Origin of the sequence: Mesorhizobium sp. M1403, assembly GCF_040317695.1 — a bacterium.
GTDB lineage: Bacteria > Pseudomonadota > Alphaproteobacteria > Rhizobiales > Rhizobiaceae > Mesorhizobium.
Map to the genome: position 1 here is coordinate 702,972 of NZ_JAMYKY010000001.1, position 13,903 is coordinate 716,874.

The 13,903-nt window shown below is 59.6% G+C and carries 14 protein-coding genes and 1 tRNA gene; 8 read left to right on the top strand and 7 right to left on the bottom strand.

The genetic code is table 11. From position 1 onward, the window contains the following. Nucleotides 1-53 precede the first annotated feature (53 nt). The 4 genes from NKH01_RS03510 (at nt 54) to NKH01_RS03525 (ending at nt 4,243) form a co-directional block, all read left to right on the top strand. Nucleotides 54-1,223: a glycosyltransferase family 4 protein gene (locus NKH01_RS03510; RefSeq protein WP_353018945.1), complete on the top strand. Its 1,170-nt coding sequence runs from the start codon at nt 54-56 to the stop codon at nt 1,221-1,223. A 113-nt stretch (nt 1,224-1,336) separates the two neighbouring features. After that, nucleotides 1,337-2,128: a glycosyltransferase family 2 protein gene (locus NKH01_RS03515; RefSeq protein ID WP_353018948.1), complete on the top strand. Its 792-nt coding sequence runs from the start codon at nt 1,337-1,339 to the stop codon at nt 2,126-2,128. Between the two features lie 89 nt (nt 2,129-2,217). Continuing rightward, the gene (locus NKH01_RS03520; protein WP_352494621.1) at nt 2,218-2,940 is read left to right on the top strand and encodes a glycosyltransferase; all 723 of its coding nucleotides are present in this window, start codon (nt 2,218-2,220) and stop codon (nt 2,938-2,940) included. A gap of 265 nt (nt 2,941-3,205) precedes the next feature. Beyond that, the gene (locus NKH01_RS03525) at nt 3,206-4,243 is read left to right on the top strand and encodes a phosphatidylglycerol lysyltransferase domain-containing protein (RefSeq protein ID WP_353018951.1); all 1,038 of its coding nucleotides are present in this window, start codon (nt 3,206-3,208) and stop codon (nt 4,241-4,243) included. Nucleotides 4,244-4,838: 595 nt separating this feature from the next. Here the strand turns inward: NKH01_RS03525 and NKH01_RS03530 are convergent. Beyond that, nucleotides 4,839-5,831, bottom strand: a complete 993-nt coding sequence (locus NKH01_RS03530; protein ID WP_352716637.1) for an ABC transporter substrate-binding protein — start codon at nt 5,829-5,831, stop codon at nt 4,839-4,841. A gap of 336 nt (nt 5,832-6,167) precedes the next feature. Here NKH01_RS03530 and NKH01_RS03535 point away from each other — a divergent pair, with 336 nt between their 5' ends. The 4 genes from NKH01_RS03535 to NKH01_RS03550 all read left to right on the top strand — a co-directional run bounded on the left by NKH01_RS03535 (nt 6,168) and on the right by NKH01_RS03550 (nt 8,249). Further along, nucleotides 6,168-6,443, top strand: a complete 276-nt coding sequence (locus NKH01_RS03535; protein ID WP_352640878.1) for a hypothetical protein — start codon at nt 6,168-6,170, stop codon at nt 6,441-6,443. 163 nt (nt 6,444-6,606) lie between these two features. Then, complete coding sequence (locus tag NKH01_RS03540; RefSeq protein ID WP_352640876.1) at nt 6,607-6,792, top strand: hypothetical protein; 186 nt, start codon at nt 6,607-6,609, stop codon at nt 6,790-6,792. Between the two features lie 8 nt (nt 6,793-6,800). Beyond that, on the top strand, nt 6,801-7,823 hold the full coding sequence (locus NKH01_RS03545; RefSeq protein ID WP_353018954.1) for a LuxR family transcriptional regulator: 1,023 nt from the start codon (nt 6,801-6,803) through the stop codon (nt 7,821-7,823). Between the two features lie 291 nt (nt 7,824-8,114). Further along, nucleotides 8,115-8,249 (top strand): hypothetical protein, encoded by a 135-nt coding sequence (locus NKH01_RS03550; RefSeq protein WP_353018957.1) that lies wholly within the window; start codon nt 8,115-8,117, stop codon nt 8,247-8,249. 298 nt (nt 8,250-8,547) lie between these two features. On the opposite strand, the gene NKH01_RS03555 is transcribed toward NKH01_RS03550, so the two are convergent. From NKH01_RS03555 to NKH01_RS03580, 6 genes are all read right to left on the bottom strand, one after another. Further along, nucleotides 8,548-10,125, bottom strand: a complete 1,578-nt coding sequence (locus NKH01_RS03555; protein ID WP_352640871.1) for a B12-binding domain-containing radical SAM protein — start codon at nt 10,123-10,125, stop codon at nt 8,548-8,550. 26 nt (nt 10,126-10,151) lie between these two features. Then, nucleotides 10,152-10,481 carry a hypothetical protein gene (locus NKH01_RS03560; RefSeq protein WP_352816182.1) on the bottom strand — a complete coding sequence of 110 codons (330 nt, stop codon included), beginning with the start codon at nt 10,479-10,481 and terminating at the stop codon, nt 10,152-10,154. A 10-nt stretch (nt 10,482-10,491) separates the two neighbouring features. Then, the gene (locus NKH01_RS03565; RefSeq protein ID WP_352816180.1) at nt 10,492-10,677 is read right to left on the bottom strand and encodes a hypothetical protein; all 186 of its coding nucleotides are present in this window, start codon (nt 10,675-10,677) and stop codon (nt 10,492-10,494) included. 160 nt (nt 10,678-10,837) lie between these two features. Further along, nucleotides 10,838-12,727 carry an adenylate/guanylate cyclase domain-containing protein gene (locus NKH01_RS03570; RefSeq protein WP_352816178.1) on the bottom strand — a complete coding sequence of 630 codons (1,890 nt, stop codon included), beginning with the start codon at nt 12,725-12,727 and terminating at the stop codon, nt 10,838-10,840. 240 nt (nt 12,728-12,967) lie between these two features. Further along, nucleotides 12,968-13,037 (bottom strand) — tRNA-Ser (locus tag NKH01_RS03575). A 119-nt stretch (nt 13,038-13,156) separates the two neighbouring features. After that, nucleotides 13,157-13,492, bottom strand: coding sequence for a hypothetical protein (locus tag NKH01_RS03580; RefSeq protein ID WP_352640863.1), 336 nt, complete (start codon nt 13,490-13,492; stop codon nt 13,157-13,159). Between the last annotated feature and the right edge of the window lie 411 nt (nt 13,493-13,903).

The following is a 13,903-nucleotide window of genomic DNA, read 5'->3' on the forward strand; positions in this document are numbered from 1 at the left end:
AAAACGACACTCCAGTCGATCATGTGCAAATCTTCACGGCGTAGCGAGGTCAAATGGCTCTGTCTCAGCATGATCGGCAGGTCCAAGCCGAACCGACAGTGCCGATCCTGTTCGTGCGCCAGCGTTATGCGCCTTTCGGTGGAGGCGAGATCATGCTGGAAAACATCATGGCCGCGTTCGCGGCGCGTCAGCGGCCGGTGGCCGTGCTCTCCGGCGACTGGCCGCGTAATGAAGGGATAGAGTTCATCCATTGCGCCGGCCGCCGCTTTCCGCGTTCGCTGCGGGCGACGTCCTTTGCTCAAGCCGCCTGCCGCAAGATCGCCAAGATGCCACGGGCGCTGGTGCAGAGCAACGATCGCCTCCCGTGCTGCGATGTCTTCCGGGCCGGGGAGGGCGTTCATGCCGCCTATCTTGCCGAGCGGCGGCGTTTCGAGACGCGGCTTGGCAGGGCGGCAATGGCGCTGAGCCCTTTTCACCGCCAGACGCTGCGCCTCGAGCGCGCAACCTATGCCAGCCCACGGCTCAAAGCTGTCATTGCGATTTCGAAAATGGTCGCAGACGACATTGTCCGTCACTACGATTATCCGGCGGAAAATGTGCACCATATCCCCAACGGCGTGGACCTCGACCGCTTCAATCCGCAACTGCGCCAACAGCATCGGACCGCGGTCCGCGCGCGGCTCGACGTCGACGATAACAGGTCGGCCGTCCTGTTTGTCGGCTCGGGCTTTGCGCGAAAGGGGCTTCTTGCACTGATGAAGGCTGTCGCCAGGCTCGATGGCGAGCCGGAATTGTGGGTCGTCGGCCACGATTCGCGCGCCAACGCCTTCAGGCAGGCTGGTGACAGGCTGGGTCTCGGCGCAAGGCTCAAGATGCTGGGGCCGCAAAAGGACATGTTGCCGTGGTACGGCGCGGCCGATATTGCCGTGCTGCCTTCCATCTATGATCCTTTCGGCACAGTGGTGATCGAGGCCATGGCCAGCGGCTTGCCCGCTGTGGTAAGCACCGGCTGCGGAGCGCGCGAGCTTGTCGAGCGGTTCGAGCCGACGCTTGTTTGCGACGCGGCCAGCGAAAGCGACCTCGCTGCAGGGCTCGCGCACGCGCTGCAGTTGTCGTCACGATGTGAGACCGCGACCCGGGTGAGAGCGGCGGCCGAGCATTATGATTTCAACGTCATGATAAAGCGAATGATGGCGCTGTATGAAAGCCTTGATCTGAAATGATTTTCGACTTTGTTGGATTAGGTTAGTACCCTCAGTGCGCTAACAGGCCGGGAGCCGATGCTGCAGATACATTCGAATGACAGCGGCAGCTTTGATGCCGGAACCTTCTGACCGTGCCGGTGCTCTCGGTCGTTATCATCACCCGCAATGAGGAGGCGTCCATCGCGCGCTGCCTTCGTTCGGTGGATTTTGCCGACGAAATCGTCGTTCTAGACAATGATAGCAGCGACAGAACCAGGGACATTGCCGGTGATCTGGGAGCCAAGGTTTTGATGACCCTTGATTGGCTCGGTTTCGGCGCGCAAAAAAACCGTGCGCTTGCCGCGGCAACGGGGGATTGGATTCTTTCGCTGGATGCCGATGAGTGGGTGGAGGCGCCGCTCGGTGCGGAAATCAGAGCCGCAATCGCCGACCCAAAAGGCTATGACGGCTTCGAAATACCGAGAAGATCGCGTTTTTGCGGGCACATTGTCCGCCATGGCGGCTGGTCACCCGATCTGGTGCTCAGGCTATTTCGTCGCCGCTCCGGGCGCTTCAGCGACGACACCGTGCACGAGAAAGTAGTGGTGAACGGGAAGGTCGGGCGATTGTCCCAGCCGATCGAGCACGACTCCATCGCCGACCTGGCAGATGCCCACGACAAGATCGGCCGGTATGCCGAAGCGTCCGCCGCGCGGCTGCTTGCCGAGGGTAAAAAAAGCTCGATAGGCAAGGCGGTTTTGCGCTCCGTCTGGGCCTATATGCGAAGCTATGTTTTCCGGCTGGGATTTCTGGACGGTTCCACTGGGGCGATGGTTGCCGCTTATTCCGCCAGCTACACCTATCAGAAATGGGCGCGTGTGGCATTGGGGAGCGAGGCCAATTCCACCCGAACCAGCAAGACCGAGGCCAGGACAAATCTGTGAGAAACCGGCTTGGGCGACTGCCATTGTTGCCGAGCCATCGCCAACTAGTTAGTGTACGACCGTTTAAATCGAAAGCCAGGGTAGTGAATATGACTGATGCGTTTAGGGTATTTATCGGATGGGACAGCCGTGAGCCGATCGCGTACGACGTCGCGCGCCACTCGCTGCTCAAACATGCGTCGGCGCCTGTCTCCGTCATTCCGATCAAGCAGGACGAGATGCGTAGCCGCGGGCTGTACTGGCGGGAAAAAGACCCGCTCGCCTCAACGGAGTTCACCTACACGCGCTTTCTGACGCCCTTCCTCGCCGGCTACACGGGTTGGGCCCTGTTTTGCGATTGCGATTTCCTGTGGCTCGGTGACGTCGCAGGCCTGCTGAAATATACGGACTCGGACAAGGCGGTCTATTGCGTCCAGCATGACTATACGCCGAAGGCCACGACCAAGATGGATGGCGTGGTCCAGACATCCTATCCTCGGAAAAACTGGTCGTCGTTGATGCTGTTCAATTGCGCGCATCCCTCGGTCAAATCGCTCACGCCAGAGGTCGTGAACCAGGAAAGTGGCGCCTATCTTCACCGAATGCAGTGGGTTGCCGACGAAGATCTGGGCTCATTGCCGGTAGAGTGGAATTGGCTCGAAGGCTGGAACGAAAAGCCTGCTGTCGGCACACCTAAGGCGGTCCACTATACGAGCGGCGGCCCGTGGTTTGCCGAGTGGCAGAATGTCGACTATGCCGATTTGTGGATAGCAGAACGCGACGAATTCCTGGCTTCAGATCAAGCACAATCTTCTCAGAGCGCAGTTCGATAAGCGGCATCGTGTTTGGCAGGTGAGCGCTTCCGAAATGGCATCGATTTCGTGTCGCGAAGAGCGCAGCAACCAGCCGTCAGACGCTAGGCGTCGACAACAATGCGTGGTGCCGCCTTGGGGCGGGACCGGGGACGGATTGTGCCTAAATCTGGCAGCTCAGGCCGGATAAGATGCCGCACCCAGGTAAGGATCAGCTCGCGGCAATATGATCGGTCTGGGGTCCGTCAGCTCTTTCATCGGCCTAGCCGGCACGCGAAAGTCGACCATGCCGTCACTGCGAAGACGCCTCGATCGTTTCTTGGAAAACCGCGGGCCTAAAATACCGCGGCTGCAGCTGAACCATGTCGAGCGCCTGGCGCTGGTTCGTCGCCATGGCGATTTTTCCCTTGCCTATTCGACCGCCGTGCAGAAGGGGCTTCATTACTTCGGCGATGCCCAGGGCTACATCGCTTACGGCAGCAAAACGCGACATCATTTCGCGCTCGGTGATCCAATGGCTGCCCCGGCCGATCGGCGCGACTATATCAAACGTTTCGTCGAGGTTGCCGGCAGCCCGTGGTTCGTGCAGATCGGCGAACAGACGGCGCGCGTGCTTGCCGGGCTTGGCTATCACGTCAACCGCCTCGGCGTCGACACCAGGCTTGTCCTGCCCGGCCACGACTTTTCCGGAAGGCGCAATGAGACAGTGCGCTATTCCGAACGTTGGCTCTTGAGGAGGGGGTTTTCCTTTGCGGAGGACAACGGGACCGTTTTCCTCGACGAGATTGCCAGGCTCTCCCAGAACTGGCGGGCAGACCGCATCGTCAAGCGCTGGGAGATGAGGTTTCTCAACAGGCCCTTTGCCGATCACTTTGGCATCGACATGCGCCGCTTCGTCCTGCACGGTCCGGATGGAGAGCTCGTTGCCTTGCTGGATTTCGATCCGCTGTTCAGTGACGGCAAGGTCATCGGCTACACCACCTCGTTCAAGCGCAAGCACATCGATGCCTCAGCGCATGCCGAGATCGGCCTGACCAAATTCGCGGTCGACCGCTTTCGCAATGAAGGTGTTTCCGTCGTCACCCTCGGCCTGTCGCCGCTGGTCGAAATCGGACCCAGCGGGTTTGTCGAAAGCGATTTCTGGCGGCGCGCTTTCCAGCGCGCCTATGAATCGTCGTGGGTCAATCGCACCCGCTTCAACCTGCAGGGGCAGGCGGCCTTCAAGCGCCGGTTCCACGGTATCGAAGAGCCAACCTATCTCGCCTTTCGCAAGGGGAGCTTTTTCGAGGCGCTTTCTCTGCTCCGGCTGATCAGGGCCGTCTAGTGCTTGATGGATGGGGCTCGTCTTCTCCCAGTATGGTCGACCTCTAACCGACCAGGCTTGGTTGTTTAGGTGGGAAAGGAAGGCGCGGCGGGATGCAAAAGACCGGCTGCGAAGCGCCGGACCGTTCTTGCGATCGTCCCCAGTCCCGCCGGGGCACTTTTGGTAGCCTGAGAACGGCTCCACATCAGCGCCAAGGGTTCGGATTCACGGTTGCTGCAGCGTACCGCCAGGAATAACGAGGGTACCTTGGCCTGGCCTTGAGTATCTGAAGCCTATGAAGAACAAAGCAACGATGATCAAACAAATGACGATGACCGCGACGACGCTGCCAGGACGGTGTCCGGTATCTGGCGGTTGGACCATTGCCTTCCCGCATGGCTATCGCCGTTGACCTTCTTCATTCTCCAGCCGAGCATGACGACTGTCAATGGATGCAGGAGTTGCGCCCGTCATCTGTTGCGCAAAATGTTTCCCGTGGGTTAGTGGCAGCGCGTTGAGTTGGCCAAATGATCGATCAACCTCTCCCCGTTCACGGGAGAGGGTATCGTCCTTCGACGAACTCCCGAGGAGGTGGGCGGCGCGGACTCAACCAATATTACGGGAAGACCGCCGCGTATTCGCTGCGGAAATCCCCGATGACGTCGTCGACCCTCATGTCGGGGTCGCCCTGGAATGTGTACATCGTATTCCACACCGAGTTCAGCCAGTCGGTGTCGGATATGTTGAAAGGATTCTGGACGCTGAAGCCGGGCTTTTTCAGCGAGTCGAGGACGAGCTGGTTGCAGGCGTCGAGCTTGTCGGTCGGAACGTCCAGGCGCACCGGGCTCGATCCCTTGATGGAAGCGAACTCGGCGTTGATCTTGGGGTCGACGACGGTACCGGCGAAGTCGAGCTCTGCCTTGAGCACGTCATCGGGCTGGCCGCCGAGAATGCCGAACGCATCCACCGTCACCGATAGCGCCTTGGTGCCGGGAATGTTGATGCAGCCGAAATCCTCGCCGAGCACCTTCTTGTTGGCCTTCCACTGACCCTTCATCCAGTCGCCATGGATCTGCATGAGCGTCTTGCCCGAAATGACCGTGCTGGTCGTCTCGTTCCATTGCCGGTTCACCCAGCCCGCGTCGGCCTGGCTGGTGATCTTGCGGAACATGTCGATCGCGTCGCGCAGGCCTTTCTCGTCGAACACAGTCTTGTCAGGCGTTTCACCATAGAAGCGGTTGTATATGTCCGGGCCGGCGACGGCAGCGACCAGGGCATGAAAGAGATAGCCGGCCTGAAACGTGTTGCCGCCCACTCCGATGAAGGTGAAGCCGGCCTGCTGGACCTTTTTCATGTCGGCGAACATATCGTCGAGCGAGGCCCATTTGGTCGGGTCGACGCCGGCCTCGGCGGCGACCTTCTTGTTGTAGTAGATCATCCCGTCGATATGGACGCCGGTCGGGATTTTGCGGATCTCGCCGTCGACCTTGATTGACTTCAAAACCGTTTCGGGAAAATTCGGCGTCGCCTGCGGATTCGTGCGTTGCCTTCCTGATAGCAGACAAGGCCTGCCGCAGGTTCGTGCGGGCCTGGGCCTCACTGTTGCCACCCCACAAAAGGGAAGCGAGCTTTTCGCGCGACTGCGATTGTCCGGACTGCAGGGCGAGGTAAGCCATCATGGCACGCGCCTTGCGGCTGAGTAGCGGAACCGTGGCTGTGTCACCGGCAAAATCGAAACCACCGAGCAGACAGAGATGAGGGTGCGCCATCGAATCCGCTACAGCCATAGCCTTACCGGCAATCATTTCCCCCAGCTGCCCCTATTTCAACCGCGATTTTGCCGGCGTGACGCTTTTCACGAATACCTCACGCTGGTTCCAACGCTTTTCTCACGGGCGTGGAGGAGATTATCCGGACGAGGCAGCACTTGTCTCAGGAGGATGCGATGCAACAACGCCCGAACGAGTGGCCTATCTGGCACGATGATCCCAGGGAAGATCCGCGGCTGCGCTACGCGCTGGCGCCGCTGCGCCACGATGTTGCGCTCGCCCGTTATCTTGAGAAGCAGCGGGCCGATCGAGACTCAATGGTGCGCTCGTTCGATCTCCGGACCACGATTGTGCTGATCGCAGATGCCTGGAGGCATTTCCTCAGACGCGTGGTCGCTCGCTGGTGCGCCAACTGCTTTAGTGAGTTCGAGCCTCCCATCAGCCATCTGTAAGCCGGGATCTGGGAAACCTTGGCCCGTCGATCACGGCCGATCGCCTGAGGCCTGAAGCCCTTAGACCCGTCGGCTCTTCGGCTGTCGTCCGCGCGCATGACAGGTCAGGGCGCCTGTCCGTGCCAGGATGCCCGAGATGAGAGCGCAAGGACCGGAGGACGTTATGGACATCTACAGTCTCGCCGCCACACACATTCACACCGCCGCCCGACCGGGGCCGATGAGTGCCCGGGCGGAGGACCGCTACTACTCGGACCAAATTGCGTGGCCGCACCTGAACCAGGGACTGCTTGGGTCGATCGCGATGACGGCCGGCGTGATCCTGATCCTTGGCATAACCCTTATCTGAGGCATGTCATGTTACGAGATGTCAGCCATGTTATGCTGCGACCCGACCTCATCGGAGATCATGGGATGGACGAAAGCGAGGCCGACAAGGCCGCGATCCTGGCTGTGATCCGTGGCGAGACCGAGGCTTGGCTGCAGCGGGACTTCGAGGCGTTGGCGAGCCACTGGGTGCAGTCGCCGCAGACCCGGCGCATGGAGGCCTTTGCCTCGCTGGGTATCCGGGTAGACGAAGGCTGGGACGCGATCTCCGCGCGACTTAGGAAGATCGTGGAGCGGTTCCCGGAGAAAAAGGCCTTCGCGGAGCGCGTCCGGTGGGAGAAGGTCAACGTCATCGTCAGCGGGAATATGGCATGGATCACCTACGACCAGATCGGGACCGATACCGGCGATGATCTGAAGCGCGTGCTCAAAATCATGCATCGGACCGAAGGTGTCTGGAAAATCGGCTGCATGGTGATGATGGAGAGCACCGTTGAACAGGCGACCTGTCCGCTGGTCGAGGTCGACGCCGATGCGCGGATCTTATGGATGAACCGGCTGGCGCGGGAGCGGATGCGTAGCCATCCAGGGCTTATCGTCAGCGCTGGGCGCCTACGCGCCAAACGGCGCGAGCGCGACTTAGCGCTTCGTGACACTGTGAGCCGGGCTTTTGACGAGCTACAGGGCCAGAGACCGCTGAGCGTCGCGCCGAAGCAGGCCTGGGCGGTGGCACTTGGCGAGGACGCGGCGGGGGTGCCGCTCCATTGCTGGGTCTTGCTTGAGGACGGCAAGGCGCTGGTCTCGTTCGACGATGCTGAGACTGTCGCACGCCGGGTCGATGTGGCGCGGGAGATCTTTGGTCTCTCACCCGCGCAGGTCAAACTTGCCCGCCTGATCGTCGATGGTCACGACCTGGAGAGCGCCGCAGATCTCCTTGCAGTCAGCATCAATACTCTGCGCACCCAGCTGCAGCGCATTTTCGACAAAACCGGGGTGCGTAGCCAGGCGGCACTGATGCGTTCGCTGCTCAGCGCCGAGGCGCCGAACAAGTAGCACGACGGTGGCATCCCGCGGCTGAGCGGCACCACCTCCTAAGGCAATGTGTCGGCCCGCCACAGTTTCAGAACAGTTTCAGCGCACCTTCAGGACATACGGATGGAATGGCGGCAGGCTGCTTGCACCGGCTGGAGCCAGGCCCTGTGTCCGTAGTCGGCCCAGACAGGCTTAACGCAGAGCGAAAAGAGATGTCGAAGCTGCATGCCAATCTTCTGCTTCTGTTCGTCGCGGCCCTGTGGGGCTTCGGCAAATATCCAGCAGAATCTCGATCCGCTGAGCGCGGTCGGCATGCGTTGTCTGATTGGCGGACTGCTGGTGCTGCCGCTGATATTTCGGGAAGGGCGGATGATCATGGCCCTTTCGATCGCGCTGCAGCAGATCGGCTATCTCGACACTTCGGTCACCAACGCCAGTTGCGCTTAAACGTATCGGCAATCGCCTGTCGCGCTACTGGAGAGTGCCGGTGTCTTGGGACCGGACGGCCACCGTCACGGGCGAGGTGTTGGGGACGCGTGAGACCAGCCGGGAAGCCGCCCCCTGCCGGTCGATGAGCGCATCGACTTTATCGCCAGGGCGGAAGGCCGGCGCCTGATCGAGGGGCTGATGCAGCTTCCTCCACGGGTGCGTGGTCGCGTGGCAACCGTGATCGCCGCATTGGGGGAGGAATTGGGGCTCGAGACGCTTGCGGCTGTCTCCTATCTCCATGCCCGTTGATATGAATTCAAGTCGCAGCCCAGTGCAGGAACTCCTCGAGATCGTATGAACTGCCAGCTTCGTCGGTGAACGGCGGTATCGCCCGGGCAAGCGAAACAGTTTCGCCTTGTCTGGCTTGGCTGAGAAGATTTCTAAGCACCAGGAACGGAAGGCGCCGGAGCGTGACCGCGTTCAGCTTTTCCCGCGCCTCATCGCGTCCCCAGCTTGCGGAGCCCCTGACCCGCGCTTCGGTGCGGAACAGCGCCTGCGCGATATTCGGGACGTGAGCATGAAGCTTGCTCAACTCGTCAAAGACAGCCTTTACCTGCGGATCCTGAAACAGATCGCTCGGATGGGGCAGCTCGTCCTCGTCGAAAGCATGACCCATCATCTTTTCATAGTGCAGCCGAATGTCGGTTCCGAGATACGGCGTCATATGTGAAAAGATATGCTCCCATGGCACATGGTAGTCGAGATTGTTCCTCTCGATCATGTCGACGTTGCGCCTGAGGTCATTCAGATTTGCTTCCGCATCGAACATGATGAAATCAAAAATCAGCTGTATTCCATGACTCTTCAGAAGATGCAGCGCCTCGTCGTTCTGCTCGGGCGTGGTGTCTTTCGCAAACCGCTTCAACGCGTCCCTGCTGCCACTTTCGATACCCAGTTCGACAGCTCTCAATCCAAGCCTCTGCAGCTCGGAAAGCAGGCTCTTGCCCTTGATCAGCTGGTTCACCCTCGTGGAAAAGCTGAAGGTGATGTCCGCTCGATAGCAGTGAAGCGATTCCGCCACTTCCAGCGCCCGCTTGGCGTTTACGAAGAAGTTGGCGTCCAGAAAGTAGATGTGTCCGTATTCGAGCCCATTCCTGGCTTCCAGCTCCTTCAGATCGGACACGACCTTGGCCGCGCTCGCTTTTCGCCATTGCCGGCCGATCAGGATGATCGCGCAGAACGAGCAGCTATATGGGCAACTCCTGCTCGAGACCAGGCCCACCGCACGCTTTCGCGTTCCGCTTACCCTGTCGAAGTAGAACAACGGGTTCTCTTCGGTTTCGGACTGGAAATCGAAGGCAGGGGCCGGCAGGTCATCCAGGTTTTCCAGGCGGCTTCTGTCGGGCGCTATGACGCTGCGGCCACCGCTCATGTAGGAAATGCCGCTGATTCCGCTCAGCGGAAGCTTGCAGCGGAGTGCCTCGATGACTTCCAGAAGGGTCTCCTCGCCTTCGTTTCTCACGACGAGGTCGATTTCTGGATGCCTTTCGAAAAGCGTGGCATGGGCTGCGCTCGCGTGCGGACCGCCGCCCACGACCACGCAGTGCGGGTTTCGAGCCTTAACGGCTTCGGCCAGCCGATAAGCGGCCTTGGCGTTTATGTTGTAGAAAGAGAGACCGACCACGGGATAGTCCGCAAGCCGATACCGCTCGACGATCTCGGTCGGATTCATTGAAGAATCGGAGAAGTCGAAACCTTTGGCGCGTACGCCCCGGTCGGCGAGAAACGCTCCGAGGTAGCTCAACCCGAGTGGCCGCATGCTGCGCTCGCCGTCAGCCGAACCATACGGCACATTCACCAGCGCGATTTCCGTGGCTTTCTCCCGGCGTGCCAACCCGAATTCCTCACATCAATGCCGCGCTACCATCCGGGAGTTATTTGCGCATCGATGCACGTAATTTCCTGCAAGCGCGACGCTTTTCTGTCTTCACCCGGCACGACAATGTTCTCGCTCACCAAAAGCCTCAGCAGCGATTCGACCTCATTCTCTTGGAACGTACCGCTCTTCAAAAGGCGGCCGGCCTTCGGTATGCCGACAAGCGCCTCGAGCATACGGGCGCTCCCCGAATTCAATCTCAATATCGTGCCTTTCGTTGCGATGACGATGTCTTCCTCTTCTCGGCGCCAGTAGGCATCGGAGGCCAGATGCCAACGCAGCGATCTCAGCTCTTTCGCGGAGCGTTTCGGCACGGCCGTTGGCTCATTTCTTCTTGGGAGCCGGCTTAACGTCCGCACGACCGGCAACTATAATAAAATCCTCCCCACCAATTTCTATCTTAGCAACGGAAGGATCATTCTTTTCTTCGTCGGTTGCCTCGTCCTCCGGGATGATCGTCACTTTTACTGATATATTTACCCTGCTGATCCGGCGGCTCTTCTTGACCATCCAATCCTCCTGCAATTAGGGCCAGTATATATCAGAAGAAGCTAATAAACATTGCACGACCCCCGGTGGCTGTCAAGACGACGGCTAAACTGGTGCGACGGATTTGCTTGTTACGAAGTAAGAATACTCAGCGCCCTGCGGTTCTCGGTCCAGTCGGCGCTCAACTGCGCGCGGCCTCGGCGGCCCTCAACCTCTCCTCAGCAGTTGCGATCAGGGACTGATACCGTGGATGACGGTGCAGGGGGTCGAGGTCGTTGTCATTCTTGACCCAATTCACGAATTGGGCGGGTATCCTACCGATGCAGGATTCCAATAGATCGAAAGCCTCGTCCAACTCCCCGACTTGAGCCATGGCGCAGGCTACATTGTACTGTTCCAGCGTGTCGTCGGGATCGACGACGATGAGCGCGCGCGAAATCCATTCCTTGGCACGCTCGACCTCCCCCAGGTAAGCCAATGCGAGAGCGCCGCTCCCCACCGCATGAGCGTTGTCGGGGCGTACCGCGATCTCCATTTCGGCGCGTTCCACCGACTGCCGCGCCGCAGTGAGGCTTTCGTTGTGCCAGCCGAGCGCCCGGCAGCTCTGGGCTACAAAGCCGGGGGAAACATAGTCCGTATCGAGAAGCTCAGCAGCTCGCTCGAAATGCCTAATCGCCGCTTCATGGTCACCGAATCGTATGTGAGTGCGGCCGAAACAGTAGCGGACGTCATAGGAGTCCGGATCGAGCCGCAGCGACTCCTCGTGCTCCGTGATAGCCTCCTCGTAGCGGCCGAGCTCGCCCAGGATCCGCCCCTTGGCGGCGTGGGCCTCTGCTAATGTCGGATCCAGCGAAAGGGCCCTCTCAGCGGCTGACATGCCCGAGTCCTGCGACATTCCAGCGAGATACCGATCCGCTTGGTAAAGCGCGAGCATGGCCCATGCCTGGGCGTAGTTGGGGTCGATTTCCACGGCACGCCGACAGAATCGGAGAGCTATTTCCACCTGCCGCGGCCCATGCTGCAGGTAATGCCGGCCCAGCAGATAGAGCTGGTAGGCGCGGGGATCATTGGTCGCGCGGTGTTCGATCGCCCGCCTCTCGGCCGGCAACAGCTTGACCTTCAATGCGGCAACAATGGCCTGCGCAATCTGATCCTGCAACGCGAAGATGTCGTTCAGATCGCGGTCGTATCGCTCTGCCCAGATATGATCGCCTCTGGCTCCATCAATCAGCTGCGCGGCAATGCGCACCCGCCCACCGGCCTTGCGGACGCTGCCCTCGACAACGTGAGTAACCTCCAACTGCCTGGCAAGTTGCCCCACATCGACGGCTTTGCCCTTGAAAGTGAAAGCGGTATTGCGGGCGGTGACGGAGAGCGTGGAAACCTTGGACAGGTCGATGATGATGTCCTCCGTAATGCCATCGCTGAAATACTCCTGCTCGGCATCGCCGCTCATGTTGATGAAAGGCAGGACGCAAATCGCAGGCCGCACCGGTCTGGCGCTCGAACGCTCCGCTCTGGGATTTTGTGCTCCACTCGCCTCGACAAGGCTTACCCCGAAAACCCGGATGGGGCGTTCGCCGTCCTTGACGACGTGCTCTCCGAAATCGCCGAACGTCACGGCGAGCCTTCCCGCTATGTGGTCGCGAACAGTCTGGGAAACGACAACGCTTCCAGGGCTGGCCAACGTCTGGAGCCGGGCAGCCACGTTGACACCCTCGCCGTAAAGGTCGTCCCCGTCGACGATCAGATCGCCCAGATTGACCCCGATCCGGAAGCGTATCCGCTGGGATTCCTCCAGATCGGACTGGCACTCGGCGGTTGCCCGCTGGATACCCAGGGCGCAACTCACAGCCGCAACGACGCTCGCGAACTCTACGAGCAAACCGTCGCCCATGAGCTTGACGACCCGCCCCCCGTGTTTCTGGATCTCGGGCAGGACAAGCGTGCTGCGATTGTTTCGCAAACGCTCAAGGGTTCCTGCTTCATCAAGCTCCATCAGTCGGCTGTAGCCGACCACATCGGCGCTCAGAATCGCTGCAAGCCGGCGTTGGACGCTTTCTCCTACCATGTGATGCCTCTGTTCCTGGAGGCCAGACTGGATTGTATGGACGGTCGGGTCAGGAGTCTATCCGAGCGGAAGGTGTACTGCCTCAAGTTCGTCTGCGGCGAGATCGGCACCGAGTCCCAAAGGCGGACCACACCTGGGAAACAGACGTCGCTTATAGTGCCGAATGGGCCCCCAGACAGTTCTCTCTTTTGTTCGGGCGCACGCTTCGGAAAACTGGTTCAACTCAATAGGTTGGAAATTTGGCGCGCCCGAAGAGATTCGAACTCCTGACCCCCAGATTCGTAGTCTGGTTTGAACTTTCGGCTATCGCTGCAATCCGAATATGCAAGCGGCCATCGCGCTAGGCAGCACGGCTCGCCAGCACTGAGTGGAGCGCCTCGGGCTTAAGGTGCGTATACCGCTTCAGCATTTTCCAGTCCTTGTGCCCAGTCACCAGCGCAACCTGTTCAATCGTGAATTCAGCCTCGCGATGCTGCACTTCCCAAGATGCCTCTGCAGCATATCGAGGGCCGCGGCCTTGGAGCGGCGAGGGGACTTGCCTACATCGCACATGTCGTCGATATGAAGGTCGATGAGTTCGCCGAAAGTTTTCAGGCGCGCTATACGGGACTTGGTCGGCGTCTCACTACGATCGACTTGGCGCTCGGTTTCGGTTGCCCAGCGTCGTGCGTCGTCTCGGCGCAGGAAGGTCTCGCTGACGTAGCGACCTTTGCGACGGACTTGGACACGCCAGGAACCGGACGAGAGCTTTGTATAGGTGGCCATTTTTCGTGTGCGCTCCGTGTGCACTGAGAGATCGAAACGTGGCGAAAAGGGTCGTATTCTGGCGTAAATTCGTGTGCGCTCGACAGGGTCTAACGATTTGATGTTAAAAGAAAAAATGCTGAAATATCAAGACCATAGAGTGGCCGTGGCGCCGATGATGGATTGGACGGACGTCGCGAAAAGCAAAGTATATTCAATAACTTAATGGGTATCAGTTCCTCGAAGTTGTACTGCTGTCGTACTCGTCGGAGCGCTTGGGTAACATCGGGCGCGTTTCAGGTTGCATGACCTGGAGCGGTATTTGAACCTGCGACGTTCAGGTTGTGAGTTTTGGAGCCGGAACGCCGGGGCCGTAGCGTCCAAGTATAATGTCCCGTTTCCGCCTTACGCCCACAGTGCCATACCCGTCCT